Genomic DNA, 16,409 nt, shown 5'->3' with positions numbered 1-16,409 from the left:
AACAAGTCTTGATTTAGCTGGGTAAAGCAGCAATCCATTGCCGGAGTTGACGCTGAATCAGAGGCGGACAGTGTCTTTCCTAAATTGGGCAAGCAACTCGACCGCTTTGCTACGATTCTGCTTAAACATGGAAGCATAGAAGCGTCAACGATGAAGAGGGCGTCACGATCCGCCGAGGTCAGCACATCTACCTTTTGCACTGTAGCCGTTTCGGGCATTTTCACAAATCGACGCCAGGTGAGGTGGCTGTCTAAAGGGTTCGTGTCTTCATGTCTTCGTGTCTTCGTGTCTTCGTGTCCCTGCCTGCAGCCTTTGCACGATTATCCCTTTCGTTAAGGGAGCAGGGGGTGTGGGCTAGAGCAAGAGTTCCAAAAAAAGAGAGAAGAAAAAGAGATGGGGGAAAAAATGAGGCCGTTCAGGTGAGATGTTCGACTTGAAAAGGGAACGTGTGTTTGGTATGATGAAATAAACAGAACACACGTTCGCAAACTCTTGATTCGGGGGCGAGTAAACATGGGGGTCAATGCGGGAACGGAACTCCAACCATTCACCAGCCGTTATAACAGCGAGCAGGCCTGCATGGAGGCGGTGATCGCGATGAAGTGGCCGAACGGCTTCGTCTGCCCGCGCTGCGCTCATACCCGGTGCAGCCGTCTGACTTCCCGGCATATCCCCTTGTTCGAGTGCGGAAAGTGCAAGCATCAAACGTCGGCTTTGGTCGGCACGATTTTTGAAGGAACGCATCTGCCCCTGCTCAAGTGGTTCAATGCGCTGGAGTTGTTCTTGCTTGATGGTGGCATTTCGGCGATGCGGCTGAGCAAGGTGATCCGGGTTACCTACAAAACCGCATGGTTGATGCTGCATAAAATACGCCATGCCGTCGGGGAATTCGATATCCGGGAGCTGCTCTGCGGAGACGTGAAGGTGAACAGCGATCTGTATGGGTGTAATCCGTCCCGGTTTCAGGTTTCGAATCCGTATGCCTCGGCGGTCGTAGCTGGATGCACGGTCACGGAGTCGGGCGAGCCGGAGCAGGTCAAAATCCGCCTGGTGCCGCATAAGAGAGGAGACGGAAAAAGGGCAAACCGTCTCGAACTCGCCGCGTTCATCAACGGGCATGTGGATGTCCGTACATCGGTGGTAGAGTCGTTTCCTCTAGCCTATCGGCTGTATGCGCCCTTGCGGAAAGTAGTGAGAGAGGCGTGGGAATCGCTGAAGAGTACGTATGTAGCCTTGGGACTGAAGCATCTGCAGGCGTACCTAAACGAGTACACCGTACGCCGCTCGCTGCGCCGGCCCGGAGCGGAAGATACGATGCGGCAGAAGTTACTGCACATGTGTGTGGCGATTCCGGCGATCCCTTACCGCCGGCTGATCGCACGCCAACCGAACCAGCCCCTTGCGGCTGCGGCCTGATCGAGACGCTGTAACGGTGGGGGGAGTTTGACGCAGATCAACTTAATGGGTAGGGGGTAGCTTAATGCGGATCAACTTGATTGGTGTGAGTTAACATGAACGGTGTGGGCGTTGCTGCAAACGGAAGGGTTCAGGCTACAGCAAAATCATGGTCTTTTCGTTTCCCTCGCTTCTTGTCCTTGATCTCCTGTCTTGATCTCTTGTCCGGTCTGTTTCACCTCCCCTAAACCTGATTCCTTCTCCTAAGCCCGTCTAAATTATCTCGGACCTATCTGCTTCTTCACCAAATATTTTCTTCTCCCGAGCCTGTCTGTTTCTCTGCTACCCTGATCAAACGGGATAATCGTGCAAAGCGTCCGGACAGTGAGTGTTGATCTGCCGCCCAACCCACCGATCTTCTCTGTCCTCAAGCTTCCAACGCCCTTCCGCGTTTCTTGCCACGATCGGTTTTGGACTTGACTTTACCAAACGAAGCGGTGTTTTTCTATTTTGCAAGCCGCTTATCTAACTCCAGATTATAGAACTGGCCTTTGGTATTGTACTGACCTTTTATGGAAAGTACCCCTCTTTTTTTACGTTTTATTGCCACAAAACAAAATTAGTTGAATCGGGAGCATAAGCTACCGCACCCTGTACAGTTTTTGTTGAGAAATAAATGATAGAATGCGCGGGAGGGTGGGGGAATCGGAAGAATGGAGGTCAACAGCTTGGAATGGCGAAGCAGGCGGAATGTGTTGTGGGTGGCGATCGTTTTACTTTTGGGGGCATCCTTGGGGATCGGGGGATGCCGTTCCCATGCGGAAGGAAAAGAATCGACGAAACGATTTATTGCAATGAATCTGACCAACCCCAACGGCACACTGGCTACCTATTTGCAGGAGGCGGAGCCGGTCAGTCCTGAATTGGCGGCGGGGCGGGAGGCGCTGTCCGAGTCACTTGGGCTTTGGATGCAGGCGGCGTTGGAAAGCCATGATCTTGACGCGTTTGAAAAAAGTTATGAAACTTTAACCCGTCATTTCACGACGGATCGAAATTATATTGCGTGGAAGTTAAATCCCGAAGGCGGTACGGAAGTCAGCACAAACGCGCTTGGCGACGATCTGCGGATCATTGGGGCGCTGCTGGAAGGGACCCGAACGTGGGAGGGCCACCCTGAGTGGAAGGCGACGGCCAAAACTCTAACGGAAACGTTGTTAAGCCGGTCGCAAAAAAACGGGTTCCTGGTGGACTTCTACGATTTCTCCAGGCAGGAAGCTCCCGATACCCTGGCTCTCGCCTATGTGGATCTGTCGGTGCTGAAAGAGCTTGTGCAAGAAGGGATGCTGGACGAGGAAACGTACGGCCGATATCATGCCCTGCTGCAGGACATGCCGGACGACGGCGTATTTTATCCCAAGTCTTTTAACGTGGTAACCGGAGAGTATACGTATGAAACAACCGTCAATTTAATCGACCAGCTGCTGGTGGCGATTCATGCCGGAGAAACGGAAAGGGATCAAGAGCCGTTGCTTCAATTCCTGAAACAGAAATTCAAGCAAACGGGGAAACTGTCCGGACAGTACGTGCGTGCCGGCCGAACGGCCGCGGTAAATTATGAGTCCCCTTCGGTTTACGGCCTCGCCATTAAATTTGCGATCGATAGAGGGGACAAGCCTTTTGCGAAAGCCTTGTACAAGCATATGCTGACCCTCAAAGGGCGTGATGCAAAGTATCCCGGCGGTTACGTGTTTGCAGGCAATACCCATATTTTTGATAACCTGCTTCCATTGTTGGGGGAGTATGCCTTGGCGAACCATTGAAAATCATCATTGAGGTGAACATGAGGAATAAAAGATTAGTCCAGCGCATGGTCTGGGGGTACGTGCTGCTGATTGGGTTGGCGATCCTGCAGGAGCTGCTGGTGTATGTGAACGTTTTTAGAGACCAATCGTTTGTTTTCATCGAGCTGGGGTTCAGCATCGGGTGTCTTGCGGCATTGCTGCTGGGTTTCCTGGCTCCCGCCGGGGTTTCGGCCGTCTTGATTTTTATTTATATGGTCGCGTATTTCGTCTGGTTTTCGGCTTATGCCGAAGCGGATGTGCTGTCGTTTTCCTGGTGGTGGCTGCTTCCGGCCAATGTGGCCGCAGCCGCGTTTATCAAGGCCGGGTTGATCCGCAATAAGCGGCTTATGGAGCGGCTTGAGGAACTGCAAAGCAGAATCCCGGAAGTGGATTTGGATACCTCGCTCGGCAATAAGCAGGCCTTTGCGGCAACGCTGGTCAAGCAGTCTAACCTGGCCCATCGTTATTCGGATACATACAACTTTTGCCTGGCCATGTTTAAAATCGATTTTCTGCCGATGGTGCAGGAATCCCTCGGTTCGCCAGGGTATGCCCGGCTGCTCGCTTCCTTATCGGAAGAAATCCAGAAACAAATCCGTTATGAGGATTACAAGTTCGCGCTTGACCGGGGAAGGTTTGTCGTTTTGCTTCCAATGACCGACCATTCGTATTTAAAGGCGCTGACGGAACGGATTAAAAATAAGCTGATGGATATTCCGTTTCAAGACGGGAAAGGCCGGAAGCTGAATCTGGTGATCCGCGCCGGGGCACTGGTTTTTAATAAGGAGCAGTTCGGTAAATACGAGGATGCGGACGCGGTCATTTCCGCGCTCGAACGCAATACCGAGACGGATTTGATCGGGGAATACATTTGAAACCATCGCGATTCGTCTTGGATGATTAGCAGCAGGAGGAGAAGGAGATGTCTTATACCGCGTGGTTCATCCCGTTATGCAATGGGGTCAGTCTGATTTTTGCCCTTGCGGTTCTGGGGTTGTTTATCGCAACAATGATCTTTCGGTCACGCGTAACTCGAAAATATGACCGGAGGAAAGTCAGTGGCTGATCTATTATTGGTGTTTTCCATTTTCAGTATTTGGGCGGCCGTCTTTGAGGCGATTCTGATTATGTGCGGGGCGGTCCGGTTTATTTTCAGGCAGAGCCGTAAGGAATGGACCGTTCCCGGACCGGAGGAGATGAAGCACTTTCCCAAGGTCACCGTCATGGTGCCCGCGCATAATGAAGAATTGGTGATCGCCGCCACGGCGGAAAATATTTTGCGTTTGAATTATCCACAGGACAAAGTCCAGCTTATCGTCATTGCCGACAACTGCAGCGACGATACCGCCGGGAAACTGCAGGCGCTCAAAAATAAGGAAGCGTTTCAGGACCGGGATTTTATGATCTTCGAACGGACGGGAACGGGCGGCAAATCGGGAGCGCTTAATGATGCGCTGCAGTATGTCAAAAACGAGTGGATTTGTATTTTTGACGCCGACGCGGCGCCTGAGCGGAACGCTTTATACTTTTTGGTCGAAAAAGCGTTGGAAGACCCCGAAACCTACGGAGCGGTCTTCGGGCGGAACAAGGCGAGAAACCGCGGACAGAATTTTTTGACCAAATGCATTAATCTCGAACTGGTGACGGCCCAGCGGATTTATCATACCGGATTGTGGGAGCTGTTTAAGCTGGGGACGATCCCGGGGACGAATTTTATCATCAAAACGGAACTGATCCGCGAAATCGGCGGCTGGGATACGGAGGCGATTACGGAGGATACGGCCATTTCGTTCGAGATTATGGCGAGGGGACAACTCATCGCACTGGCGCCCCAGGCGGAGGCCTATCAGCAGGAACCGGAGCAGTTCAGCGTGTATATGAAGCAGCGGACGCGGTGGGCGCAAGGGAATTTTTCCGTGGTAATGGAGAACATCCATCATTTGTTTCAACGGTCAAGCTGGCGCATTAAGCTGCATGTGCTCTACTTTGCGGCGAGTTATTTCTGGTTTTTGTTTGCCTTGATCGTCGCGGATATCATCTTCGTCGTTAACCTGGCTTACGGGGCGATCGCTTTGTTCAACCCGGAAGTGGTTTCGCCGTTTCAATTTGCGGGGGATGTGTATGTGCACCTGATGATTGCATCAGGGCTGATGTATTACCTTTTTGTGCTGCAGATCAACCTGGCGCTGTCCACCGATATTGGACAAAGCACGAAGGAAAATTTTATTTTATCCTGCGTGTCCTATTTCACTTATTCCCAGCTGTTTCTGGTGATTTCCCTGCGCGCTTGTTATTCCATCATCGTCGACAAAGTGACGGGCAGAAAAACCAAGTGGTACAAAACGCAGCGGTTTGGGTGAGCGGGACGGCTTTATCACCCATGAGACTGTCAAACTAAAAGAACCGACCGTAAAGTCAATCCTAACGGGCCCCAGCGGGCCTCTTGATGTTTGCACTTTCCTTTAACGTGGTCATATTCTTCACCTCATGAAAAATGGTTACTAATTATATTGTAAATTAAAATATTCCGCTTGCCGATAAGCCAGGAAACATTTATATTTTAAGAAATATTGCCGCAAGGGAATAACTAAAATGTATCCTTTATGAATGGAATCGAAAGGAGCAAACGCATGAAACTGAGAGTATCCGCCGTTCAGTATCATCTTCATACGATAAACTCATTCGCGGAATTCGCCCGGCAGGTCGAGCATTATATCAAAACCGCCGAGGAGTTCGGCGCGGATTTTGTGCTGTTCCCGGAATTTTTCACGACCCAACTGATGTCCATCGGAAACAGCGAAGGAAAGGCGCTAACGATTCAGGAGCTGCCCGACTTTACGGAGCAGTACCGGTCTTTGTTTTCCGGATTGGCCAAGCAGACCAAGATGCACATTATCGGCGGCACGCATGTGACCCGGAATGGGGACCGGTTGTATAACGTGGCTCATCTGTTTTATCCGGACGGAAAAATCGCGGAACAACCTAAGCTTCACATCACGCCGACCGAGGTGAACGAGTGGAAAATGACCCCCGGCGACGGCCTCCAGGTATTCGAAACCGAGAAGGGGACGATCGCCATGTTGACCTGTTACGACATCGAATTTCCGGAGATCGTCCGGATGGCCAAGGCCAAAGGGGCGGACGTGATTTTCTGTCCTTCGTGCACGGATGACCGTCACGGATTCCATCGGGTCCGTTATACGAGTCACGCCAGAGCGGTCGAAAACCAGGTCTACGTCGTTACGACCGGGACGGTCGGCTCGCTGCCGACGGTGGACTTTATGCGGGCCAATTTCGGGCAGGCGGCGGTGATTACGCCCAACGACATTCCGTTCCCGCCGCGCGGCATCCTGGTGGAAGGCGAGATCAACGACGATATGATCGTCACCGCGGATCTGGACTTGGAGCTATTGTATCAGGTTCGGGAAAAAGGCTCCGTCACCACTTGGCGCGACCGGCGGACGGACCTTTACACCGACTGGAAATAAGCGGAGGGCCACTTCCACGTATGGAGGAACAAGCGATGTATCGGAAAGAGCTGTTTGTGTTTGACGGGGACCGGCCGGTTCCGGCGGTCATCCGAAATTATGAGGAGAAGGATTTTCCGGGCTTGATCCGCATTCAGCAGGAAAGCTTTCCGCCGCCGTTTCCTGCGGAATTATGGTGGAACACCGAGCAGCTAGGCAAGCATGTTGAGCTGTTTCCGGAAGGGGCTTTATGCGTCGAGGCGGATGGGGAAATCGCCGGGTCGATGACCGGTTTGCTGGTCGACTTTGACCCGCGCGCACCGGAGCATTCCTGGGCGGAGGTTACCGACAACGGCTATATCCGCAACCATAATCCCAAGGGGAAGACGCTGTACGTCGTCGATATCAGCGTACGGCCGTCCTACCGCAAGCTGGGACTTGGCAAATGGCTGATGTTGTCCATGTACGACCTCGTCGTGCATAAAGGGCTGGAACGCTTGTTGGGCGGAGGAAGAATGCCCGGCTACCATAAAAAAGCGGGGGAATTGACGGCGGAGCAGTACCTGGAGATGGTGCTCAAGGGCGAGTTAAAGGACCCCGTCATAACCTTCCTCCTGCGCTGCGGACGGACTCCCGTCACCGTCGTGGCGGATTATTTGGAGGATGAGGAATCGCGCAATTATGCCGCGTTGATGGAATGGAAAAATCCCTTTTATCCCGTAGTATCCGATTAGAAGGAGGCCTAAACTTATGGAATATACGCGAATTACGAACATTCAGGACCCTTTATTTAAGCAAATGCATCAGCTGATGCAAAACATTTTTCCGCCGGAAGAAGTGCTGGAATTCGATCTTTGGAAAGAGCCGCTGGAAGACCCGGGCATCCGCGTGTTTGTCGCGGTGCATGAAGGTCAAGTGGTCGGCGCCACGGAGTACCGGTATTATGAAGATTTCAACGTCGCGATGACGGATTTTACGATTATCGGTCAAGCGGGGCTGGGGATCGGGCGGTTTTTGGCGGACAAAAGATTGAAGGATCTGCACGCCTTGGCCAAAGCGAACGGGAAAAAACTGCACGGCATGTTTGCGGAAATTTACGATCCGTATCGGGTGGAGGACCATGAATTCGGCGGCGTAAAACCGATGGACCCTTATGTGCGCCGCGAGGTGTTGTCGCATCTCGGATATAAGCGTCTTGATTTCCCTTATGTCCATCCGTCCTGGAACAACGACGGGGAGGCGGTCACCGGACTTGATCTTTGTTTCCTTCCGATGGACGATGATGCGGAACAGCTGCAAACGGATCTGATCGTGAAGTTTTTGCAGCGCTACTATACCGTACTGCCGAACAAGCCGCAGTCCTGGTACGACATGGTTGAAGGCTTGAAAGCGAAAGAAACCGTGAAGCTGCTGCCGATTTAACGTAACGGAATACAACAGCGTTTCACTTGGGCAGTCCCTCGTCTGTTCAGTAACAGGAGGGACTTTTCCTTGTTTTCGGGCAGACTTGCAAAAGGTCAGGACGGGATGTTCAGAGCGGTTTGAATGTTTTGCAGGTCCCGCCCGATTTGCTCGTTTATCGCGTAAGGCTTGTAGAATCCGCGTCTCATCATGTAGTCGACGATCATCTCATGGGTGTTGATCGCTTCCTCCAGCTGTTTGGCCAAAATGGTTTTGACTTCCGGAGTGGCGCATTCCGTCACGGCCATGGCGTAGTTTCTGACCCCGGTTTTGGCGCTCAGCAAAAAATCCATGGCGATGATTTCATCGGTCAACGTGTCCACACCCATCATACGTTCCAGAATAGGAATCATGGGCTCACCTCCCCCAGGCCCGAATGGGATAAAATTCCGCTGAGTTTTTGAAGCTGCCGCGTGGTCACCAGGACATCTTGCTGCAAAATCTGCTTCAGTTCCGGGTCCGCAACCAGAATCTGCATCGTTTTGGACTTGGTCATGCAAAGCGTTTTGAACGTGGCCAGTTCATGGACTTCCAAGGTTTCGTGCAGGCCGTATGCCATCGGATTCATTTGGCTTTTTCCTCCTAGATTGATTTTGTGCTTAAGGCTTCAGGATGACTTTGATGCAATCTTCCGTTTTCGTATCGAACATTTCATACCCGTGTTTCGCCTCGCTGAGCGGAATGACGTGCGTGACGATATCGCCGGGATTGACTTTGCCCGTGGTGATCAGCTCGTACATATACGGCATGTAATGAATGACCGGGGCTTGTCCCGAATAGAGATTGATATTGCGCTGCATGATGTCGCCCAGCGGAAAGCCGTTATAACGTCCGCCATACACCCCGGTGACCTGGATTGTACCGCCCTTGCGGACCGCCTGAACGGCCATAACTAAAGCGCTCATCGTTCCGCCTTGGAGCTTCATTCCGCTGGCCAAATACTCGAGATCGCTCATTTTCCCGTCCATGCCAACCGCATCGATCACAACGTCGGCGCCGCCCTTGGTCAGTTCTTTGAGATAGCTTCCAACGTTTTCTTGCTGCTCGAAATTGACGATTTCCACGTTGTTCGTACGCTTGGCGTGCTGCAGGCGATAATCGACGTAGTCGACGGCAATCACCCGCGCCGCCCCTTTCAGCCAGGCGAATTTTTGCGCCAGCAGCCCAATCGGTCCGCAGCCCAATATGATCACGGTATCCCCGTCTTTGACCCCGGCATTATCGACGCTCCAGAACGCCGTCGGCATCGCATCGGCGATCAAACACAGCTTTTCGTCCGGTTCTTCGCTGCTTTCCGGAATTTTAAAATGGGTAAAGTTCGCGAAAGGAACGCGCAAATATTCGGCTTGTCCTCCGGGGTAGCCGCCCGTATTTCCGGAATAGCCGAAATAGGAACCCATGTCCCCGTGCTCATTGGCATTGTCGCATTGGCTTTCCAGGTGGTTTTTGCAATAAAAGCATTCTCCGCAAGCGATCGTGAAGGGGATGATCACCCGGTCGCCTTTTTTCAGTTTCGTTACTCCAGGACCGGCTTCCTCCACAACGCCCATCGGCTCGTGTCCGATGATGTAGTTCTCGTCGAGATTGGGGATCATCCCGTGAATCAAGTGGAGATCGGAGCCGCAAATCGCCGAACTGGTAATTTTGATGATCATGTCGTCGGGTTTCTCGATCTTGGGAGCGGGCACCTCTTTCACGGCAACGTTTTTGATTCCTTGATAGGTGACGGCTTTCATGCTTGATCTCCTCCCAGGTGTTCGTCCGGCGTCCGATCAAACATGCCTTTGCGGCGGGTATCGGCGGGAAATAAATTCATCTGCCCGATCATGACCGTGTTTTTGGCCGAAAGCTGATCCAGTTGATATTGTTCGTGAAGCTCATAAGGGTGGAACCATTTTTTTCGCATCATAAGTTCGGAGATTTCCTGGTGCAGCGCGATTCCTTGCCGGAGTTGATTGCGGAGCAGAGTGCGGGCTTCCGGAGACGCCGTTTCCGTCAGCGCGATCGCCGCATTTCTTACCCCTTCCTTCGCCCGTATCAGAAAGTCCATGGCCAAGGTCATGTCTGCCATTTCCGGCATATTCAGCGCGTTAATCGGATCCAAATCATCGTGATTCATGGCCAACTCCCCCTTAATTCAAAATCGGTTCGGGACGGCTTTCAGGGACGGGGGCTTGGAAAGGAACTTTTGCGTAGATGGCTTGCAGATCTTGAATCGCCTGAATGGATTGAACGACGTCTTTTTGCATCAAGTCTTTAAGCTCCTGGTCAAACACGAGACCTTGCATCAGTTTGGATTTGGCCAAACAAAGCGTCTTGAAGTTAAGCATCTCATGAAGGTCCATGGATTCATGGGGCGCCAAAGTTTGCGTTTTCATCATCGGGACAGCATACCTCCACATTTTTTAGGGATAGCATGCCCTTGGGCCGGAGAGTTATGCTTTGGGTTATCCGCTGTTTAAACGAGGCGAAGGCGCTGAAATGAAGGCGGAGGGGGGAATGGACTTAGGCGGAAAGAGCGATGCATCCTGGTATGGTGATTGGAGGGGCAGCGAGAGGCAAATCTTGAAGGTTCCCGCTGCCGCGCTCCGTAACAATGGTACGGAGGGTTCTGTTCTACACAACGCTTGACTTCGACGTATTGGAATCGAGCAGATCGGCGTCCATAATATTCGTAAAGGTCAGATAAAACGGGGATAAGTCGCCCATAGACTCCACGCCTTGGCTTCGCTTCGTTGATACGAGCACATCCTCCATCAGAGTGGATCCAAGGCTAAGGGACGATGCTCTATCCAGCGTGTTCACCTTAAAAGCGAATACATTCACAAACATCGGGCTAAAATTCTTGTTCATGCCATCTCCTCCTTAGCTGCAGCAATTTAATTCCTTACCCTTATTGAAGAAGGACGGGGCATCGATTAGATCCCGATCGTCGATAGCGGATCGCAAGCCGAAGAAACCGCTGTCGTCACCGGAATTATTGCCGAAGCCATGCGTATGTTTGGACGAATTGTTCCAATCGATCAAATAATTCTCGCCTATATTCACGGCAGACGCGTTTTCAATGGAGTTAATTTTAAGGATGTAGATATTGTTGGTGATGATGGAAGGCCTTCCGTACATTCCCGTTCCCTCCTTTTCGACATGTATATGAGGATATTTTCTGAATATGTATTTTAGTAAGGGGGGAGTATCAATGGACATGGATAGGCTCAAAAAATGGTTCGAAATCGCCCAGCAGTTTCATGGCAAGGAATTTTGGGATGACGTCTTTCGCGAACAAATCAAGCCCTTTAAAACTTCCTCCGAAGCCTATACTTCAAATTTAAACGAAAACTTTTCCGGTATGGAGCAGCAGCCTGATTCTCCCCAAACGGAATATCCTCCGATCGATGTTCTGAAAAGCGAGCATGAGATGCTGATCGTTGTTGACGTGCCCGGTTATAACAAGGATCAAATCGAGGTGTTTATCGAGGGCAGGCAATTAAAGATACAGGGGGAACCAAACATGAATTATACCGGATATACATTCATTAAATCGGAAAGGCATAACGGCGCTTTCCAGCGAGTTATCGGCTTGCCCGGCCGCGTTGACACGAAGGAGGTTACTTCCTTCATGGATAAGGGACTGCTGCTCATCCGGTTTCCGATTAAACCCGTACAAGGGAGGAAGGTCATCATTGATTAGTTTTCGTCTGACATGCGGGTCGGACTATCGAACAGATCCCGGTCATCGATATTCATGACGGAATGGAAGGCCACCGATCGGTCCGCCTGTTGGCGAATCAACTGACTGATCTTCATGGCGTTTAGGAGGCTCTGCTTTTGATTGACGCCGCCTATGGAGAGCTGGGAAATATAATCGATGGAATTGACTTTGATTAAGCCCAAATTGATTTGCCTTACTTTCTTCATGGCAATCCCTCTTTCATCGCTAGATTTACTAAAAAAGTATGCAACCGGATCTGGCCACATACATAACCGGATAAGAAAAAGGTGATCACACAAATGGCGGGGCAATTTTGGAGAAACTGGTTTGGTGCAAATGATCAAGTAAATGATCAAGTAGATCAAGTAAACGAAGTGGACGATCGGCTGAGGAAACTCGAATTAGAATTGGAAAAACTGAAAGTTCAGGATATCGGCCGCAGCATTATCGAAGAGCTCCAAAAGCTTCGCCACACGATGGATAAACTGGCGGAGGCGGAGGAGCAGAAGCAAAAACAGCCCCCCATTCACATCGAAAAGCTGGACATCGAGAAGGTGTTGATCGACCGGGTCGAGACCAACAACAATATCGGGGCCGTGGGCATCAAAGAGTTGGCCGGAAAACTGAATATCGGCGCCAATTATGGACAAGGGGCGGAAACGGCGGCATTGCCGGGTGAACAAAAGGTTGCGGCTCTCTTACAAAATTATGCGGACAAGGCCCCGATGAACGAAAAATCAAGCGAACCGCCCGCCGTCAATATAAAGGGGCGGTCAAAGAGGACTTGAAATCATTAGGGATAAATAAAAATGAACTGACGCCGAAATATACCGACGTCAGTTCAATCTAGTCCAGTGTATGATTTTCCAGAACTTACGGTTTGGACCAGTGTCTTAATTTAATGATGAGAATTTTCCCGGGCGGTTTTCTTTTTGGCGTCGATCAGACATAATTTGTTCCCGTTCACTTTCCTTAAGCAGAAACGCCAGAGCTCGGGGGTGGCCTTGAGCTTCTGGCGTTTCCAGTTTATTGCGGGTTGGTTGTCCAGATGCCGGCGGATTTGATGAATACGCGCTGCGGCAGCTTCAGGGTGGCGGTAATCAATTCGGCCACGTCCTCCGGCTGCATCATCCGGTCTTCGTCGCCGATTTTCAGGCCGGCTTTGACGGCCAATTCCGTGTTGACGGTGCTCGGGGTCAAGGCGGTGACGCGGATGTTGAACTTTCGCACCTCCTGCAGCAGAGACTCCGTTAGTCCCAGCACGCCGAATTTGGAAGCGCAGTAAGCGGAGCCGGTGGCAAAACCTTTTTCTCCAGCGGTGGAGGCCACATTGAGAATGGTACCCTGGTTTTGCTTAATCATCGTTGGCAGTACGGCGCGGGAAACATAATACGTCCCCATAAGATTCACTTGAATGATCCGTTCCCACTCCGCAGGGTCCATATCGAGCAACGTGCCGAACTGGGCGATCCCCGCGTTATTGATCAAAATATCAGCCGAACCCAACTGTTCAATCAACTGGCTTACCGCTGCATTAACTTCTGCTTGATTGGAGACATCGGCTGCAGCGTAGTAAGAGTCTACTCCATATGTACGCTTCAACTCGCCTTGCAGCGCTTCGAGATCCGCACTTGTTCTGGCGAGCAGACCGAGCTTAACCCCTTCTTTCGCCAGGGCCAATGCGGCCTCCTTCCCGATTCCTTTGCCTGCGCCGGTAATAATCGCCGTTTTGTTTTGCAAATCCATTATCTATCATCCTCCTTAAAAGATGGCTATCATCCATTATATTACAGCTTCACTCTTCGTTTCAAAGCATTATGTAACACTGTCGCCATGAAAAAATCGCTTGACCTGCAATTGTTCTTCTGTTATTTTTGATATTAACAAATTGTTATTATCAGAACTGTACTAAGAAGTACAGGAGCCGAGGGGATGCAACATGAAAAAAGGGTTGGGCAATTGGAGCTTATTCGAAATGACCTGGTTGGTACTATTCACCGGAATCGCGATCGCGCTCACGGTGTTGATGAAGGATTCTTTATTTGGTTTTACGGTGTTCATTACGGGAGTGCTGTGCGTGGTTTTTGCGGCCAAAGGCAATCTGATGACCTATGGGTTCGGGATGTACAATACGTTCGGCTACGCTTATCTGGCGTATGTCAACGGTTTGTTTGGCGAAGTGATGTTGAATCTGCTGTTTTTTGTTCCGATGAACGTCATCGGTTTCCTGATGTGGAGGAATCACCGCCATGGGGGCAAGTTGTCGATGCGGCAGATGGATGTTAGAGGCTTAGCGCTTGTGGCCGCCGCTTGTGTCCTGGGCAGCGTGCTGCTCGGGTACGGATTATCGTTTATTCCGGGGCAAAACTCCCCTTATATCGATGCCATTACGACCGTGTTGTCGATTGTCGCGACGATGTTGATGGTGAAGCGGTTTAAAGAGCAATGGCTCGTTTATATTGTGCTGAACATGTTCACGGTGCTGCTGTGGGCGATCAGAACGCTGGAAGGCAGCCCGGACGGCGTGCTGATGATTGTGATGTGGAGCGCATACCTGATCAACGCGATATACGGCTACTACAATTGGAACAAAGGAGCAAAGGAGAGTCTGGCATGAAAACGCTGGGATTAACGTTAGGGAAATTTGCGCCGCTGCACAAAGGTCATCAGTTCATGATCGAAACGGCGCTGCAAGAGGTGGATGAGCTGATCGTCGTTATTTATGAGACGGATGTGATGCCGGTTCCGCTGCATATTCGGGCGGGCTGGATTCGCAAGCTCTATCCGGCGGTCAGGGTGATTGAAGCTTGGGACGGTCCGGACGGGTATTCGAACGACCGCGAGCACGAAATCCGGGAAGAGCAATATATTTTGGGCTTGCTGAAAGGCGAGCAGGTGACGCATTTTTATTCCAGCGAGTTTTACGGGGAGCACATGAGCCTTGCGTTGGGCGCGGTGGACAGAAGGGTGGATGAAGCGCGCAGGGAAGTCCCGATCTCGGCGACGATGATCCGGTCCGATCCGTATAAATACCGGAAGTTTATCAGCGACGTTGTTTACCGGGATTTAATCACGAAGGTGGTGTTTGTGGGAGCGATGTCGACCGGCAAATCGACGATCACCGAGGCGCTCGCAGCGCGGTATGGGACGACATTCGCCAGCGAGTACGGGCGCGATTACTGGACCGAGCATCAGGTGAACCGCAGGATCGGCCTCGAGGCGTTCGATGAAATCGCACTTGGGCATATTGAGCGGGAGGAGCAGGTTTTGCTTCGGGCGAACCGGTATCTTTTTGTCGATACCAATGCGATTACCACGTATATGTTTGCTTTGGACTACCATGGACGGGCGCCGGAGCTGCTAACCCGGATCGCTCTGGAAAACGCGCAGAGATACGACCTGTTTTTCCTGTGCGACGACGATATCCCTTATGATGATACGTGGGACCGCAGCGGGGATCAGAAGCGGCATGTTTTTCACAGACAGATTATTGCCGATTTGCAGGAGCGCCGGATTCCCTTCATTACGCTGCGGGGAAGCCTGGAGGAGCGGATGCGCAAAGTGGATGAGGTGCTGGCCGGCTTCAAGCCGTACAGCAATTATTTTGGGGAATGAAGTAAAAAAAAGAGGCGGGTGGAGTTAGTGGACATGTTGGATCGCGACGGGCTAACGGAAAGCGAGTTTTTGCAGCGCTATTCGCCGGGGGATTACGAGCGGCCCTCGGTGGCGGCGGATATGGTTATTTTCACCGTGACGGACGCGGATGCGGACAGTTACCGCAAGCTCCCGGAGAAGGAGCTGAGGGTTCTGCTCATTCGGCGGGGCGGACATCCCTTTTTGGGTCAGTGGGCGCTGCCGGGCGGTTTCGTCCGGCCGGATGAGACGACAGAACAGGCCGCGGCGCGTGAGCTGCAGGAGGAAACCGGCGTGGACGACGTTTATTTGGAGCAGCTGTATACGTTCAGCGACGTGGGACGCGATCCCCGCACCTGGGTGATGAGCTGCAGTTATATGGCGCTGGCGGACAGCAGCCAATTGCAGCTGCAGGCGGGAGACGACGCTGACGATGCCGCCTGGTTCAAGGTGTCCTACCGGCTGCTGCGGGAGCGGAAGGAATTGATCGATGGCGGTTTCATCAAGGCGCTGCAGTATGAGCTTCGGCTGAGCTCCGGCGAGGTTGAACTCGCCGCGGTCGTGGAGCGGACGGTGACGGCGAAGCCGGCTTCGACGGCCACCTCATATTCTATCATTTCCAATGACGGACTGGCATTTGATCATGCAAAAATTATTGCCTACGCTGTCGAGCGGTTGCGGGGAAAGGTGAATTACACCGATATTGCTTTCAATTTGATGCCGAAGCTGTTTACCTTAACAGAGCTGCAGCAGGTTTACGAGGTGATTTTGGATAAAGAGCTGCTGAAAGCGGCTTTCCGGCGCAAAGTGGCCGACCTCGTTGCGGAAACGGATCATTACACGGAAAATGCGGGCCACCGGCCATCGCGTTTATTTCGAAGAAATATGGAGGATTACCGATGA

Annotated in this window: 21 protein-coding genes and 1 pseudogene; 12 read left to right on the top strand and 10 right to left on the bottom strand. The window is 51.7% G+C overall.

Features of this window, described 5'->3' with window-relative positions:
• Positions 1–78 precede the first annotated feature (78 nt).
• Positions 79–236: pseudogene (locus tag EHV15_RS38225) on the bottom strand (IS4 family transposase); the annotation flags it as partial.
• A gap of 277 nt (positions 237–513) precedes the next feature.
• Between EHV15_RS38225 and EHV15_RS07330 the strand changes: the two are divergent.
• From EHV15_RS07330 to EHV15_RS07300, 7 genes are all read left to right on the top strand, one after another.
• Positions 514–1,416, top strand: coding sequence for a transposase (locus EHV15_RS07330; RefSeq protein WP_246061389.1), 903 nt, complete (start codon positions 514–516; stop codon positions 1,414–1,416).
• A 692-nt stretch (positions 1,417–2,108) separates the two neighbouring features.
• The gene (locus EHV15_RS07325; RefSeq protein ID WP_128630659.1) at positions 2,109–3,215 is read left to right on the top strand and encodes a C2 domain-containing protein; all 1,107 of its coding nucleotides are present in this window, start codon (positions 2,109–2,111) and stop codon (positions 3,213–3,215) included.
• 20 nt (positions 3,216–3,235) lie between these two features.
• Complete coding sequence (locus EHV15_RS07320) at positions 3,236–4,111, top strand: GGDEF domain-containing protein (protein ID WP_128630658.1); 876 nt, start codon at positions 3,236–3,238, stop codon at positions 4,109–4,111.
• Positions 4,112–4,294: 183 nt separating this feature from the next.
• Positions 4,295–5,596 (top strand): glycosyltransferase family 2 protein, encoded by a 1,302-nt coding sequence (locus tag EHV15_RS07315; RefSeq protein WP_128630657.1) that lies wholly within the window; start codon positions 4,295–4,297, stop codon positions 5,594–5,596.
• A gap of 270 nt (positions 5,597–5,866) precedes the next feature.
• Positions 5,867–6,724, top strand: coding sequence for a carbon-nitrogen hydrolase family protein (locus EHV15_RS07310; RefSeq protein ID WP_128630656.1), 858 nt, complete (start codon positions 5,867–5,869; stop codon positions 6,722–6,724).
• A gap of 35 nt (positions 6,725–6,759) precedes the next feature.
• A complete protein-coding gene (locus EHV15_RS07305; protein WP_128635237.1) occupies positions 6,760–7,437 on the top strand; it encodes a GNAT family N-acetyltransferase in 678 nt (225 codons plus the stop codon).
• Positions 7,438–7,453: 16 nt separating this feature from the next.
• On the top strand, positions 7,454–8,125 hold the full coding sequence (locus tag EHV15_RS07300; protein ID WP_128630655.1) for a GNAT family N-acetyltransferase: 672 nt from the start codon (positions 7,454–7,456) through the stop codon (positions 8,123–8,125).
• 95 nt (positions 8,126–8,220) lie between these two features.
• Here the strand turns inward: EHV15_RS07300 and EHV15_RS07295 are convergent, their stop codons facing one another.
• The 7 genes from EHV15_RS07295 to EHV15_RS07265 all read right to left on the bottom strand — a co-directional run bounded on the left by EHV15_RS07295 (position 8,221) and on the right by EHV15_RS07265 (position 11,287).
• Complete coding sequence (locus tag EHV15_RS07295; RefSeq protein WP_128630654.1) at positions 8,221–8,517, bottom strand: spore coat protein; 297 nt, start codon at positions 8,515–8,517, stop codon at positions 8,221–8,223.
• Complete coding sequence (locus EHV15_RS07290) at positions 8,514–8,723, bottom strand: hypothetical protein (protein WP_128635236.1); 210 nt, start codon at positions 8,721–8,723, stop codon at positions 8,514–8,516. Before EHV15_RS07290 ends, EHV15_RS07295 begins: the two co-directional genes overlap by 4 nt.
• 40 nt (positions 8,724–8,763) lie before the next feature.
• Positions 8,764–9,900, bottom strand: coding sequence for a zinc-dependent alcohol dehydrogenase (locus tag EHV15_RS07285; protein WP_128630653.1), 1,137 nt, complete (start codon positions 9,898–9,900; stop codon positions 8,764–8,766).
• A complete protein-coding gene (locus tag EHV15_RS07280; protein WP_128630652.1) occupies positions 9,897–10,283 on the bottom strand; it encodes a spore coat protein in 387 nt (128 codons plus the stop codon). Before EHV15_RS07280 ends, EHV15_RS07285 begins: the two co-directional genes overlap by 4 nt.
• 13 nt (positions 10,284–10,296) lie before the next feature.
• Positions 10,297–10,542: a spore gernimation protein GerQ gene (locus EHV15_RS07275; protein WP_178076045.1), complete on the bottom strand. Its 246-nt coding sequence runs from the start codon at positions 10,540–10,542 to the stop codon at positions 10,297–10,299.
• 238 nt (positions 10,543–10,780) lie between these two features.
• On the bottom strand, positions 10,781–11,017 hold the full coding sequence (locus EHV15_RS07270; RefSeq protein WP_128630650.1) for a hypothetical protein: 237 nt from the start codon (positions 11,015–11,017) through the stop codon (positions 10,781–10,783).
• Positions 11,018–11,029: 12 nt separating this feature from the next.
• Positions 11,030–11,287 carry a spore germination protein gene (locus EHV15_RS07265; RefSeq protein WP_128630649.1) on the bottom strand — a complete coding sequence of 86 codons (258 nt, stop codon included), beginning with the start codon at positions 11,285–11,287 and terminating at the stop codon, positions 11,030–11,032.
• A gap of 73 nt (positions 11,288–11,360) precedes the next feature.
• Here EHV15_RS07265 and EHV15_RS07260 point away from each other — a divergent pair, with 73 nt between their 5' ends.
• Positions 11,361–11,852 (top strand): Hsp20/alpha crystallin family protein, encoded by a 492-nt coding sequence (locus tag EHV15_RS07260; protein WP_178075789.1) that lies wholly within the window; start codon positions 11,361–11,363, stop codon positions 11,850–11,852.
• On the opposite strand, the gene EHV15_RS07255 is transcribed toward EHV15_RS07260, so the two are convergent.
• Positions 11,849–12,079 carry a hypothetical protein gene (locus EHV15_RS07255; protein WP_128630647.1) on the bottom strand — a complete coding sequence of 77 codons (231 nt, stop codon included), beginning with the start codon at positions 12,077–12,079 and terminating at the stop codon, positions 11,849–11,851. The genes EHV15_RS07260 and EHV15_RS07255 overlap by 4 nt on opposite strands.
• A 93-nt stretch (positions 12,080–12,172) precedes the next feature.
• Between EHV15_RS07255 and EHV15_RS07250 the strand changes: the two genes are divergently transcribed.
• A complete protein-coding gene (locus tag EHV15_RS07250) occupies positions 12,173–12,661 on the top strand; it encodes a hypothetical protein (protein ID WP_128630646.1) in 489 nt (162 codons plus the stop codon).
• A gap of 238 nt (positions 12,662–12,899) precedes the next feature.
• Here the strand turns inward: EHV15_RS07250 and EHV15_RS07245 are convergent, their stop codons facing one another.
• Entirely contained in the window at positions 12,900–13,619 is a 720-nt protein-coding gene (locus EHV15_RS07245; protein WP_128630645.1) for a 3-ketoacyl-ACP reductase, read from the bottom strand.
• A 193-nt stretch (positions 13,620–13,812) separates the two neighbouring features.
• Between EHV15_RS07245 and pnuC the strand changes: the two genes are divergently transcribed.
• The 3 genes from pnuC to EHV15_RS07230 are packed head-to-tail and all read left to right on the top strand — an operon-like array spanning position 13,813 to position 16,409.
• Complete coding sequence (gene pnuC / locus EHV15_RS07240; RefSeq protein ID WP_128630644.1) at positions 13,813–14,490, top strand: nicotinamide riboside transporter PnuC; 678 nt, start codon at positions 13,813–13,815, stop codon at positions 14,488–14,490.
• The gene (locus EHV15_RS07235) at positions 14,487–15,488 is read left to right on the top strand and encodes an AAA family ATPase (protein WP_128630643.1); all 1,002 of its coding nucleotides are present in this window, start codon (positions 14,487–14,489) and stop codon (positions 15,486–15,488) included. The genes pnuC and EHV15_RS07235 overlap by 4 nt, the downstream gene beginning before the upstream one ends.
• A 27-nt stretch (positions 15,489–15,515) precedes the next feature.
• Positions 15,516–16,409: an NUDIX hydrolase gene (locus EHV15_RS07230; RefSeq protein WP_128630642.1), complete on the top strand. Its 894-nt coding sequence runs from the start codon at positions 15,516–15,518 to the stop codon at positions 16,407–16,409.

Origin of the sequence: Paenibacillus oralis, assembly GCF_003863965.1 — a bacterium.
GTDB lineage: Bacteria > Bacillota > Bacilli > Paenibacillales > Paenibacillaceae > Fontibacillus > Fontibacillus oralis.
The sequence above is the reverse complement of the archived record's forward strand: the minus strand, read 5'-3'. Positions and strand labels throughout refer to the sequence as shown.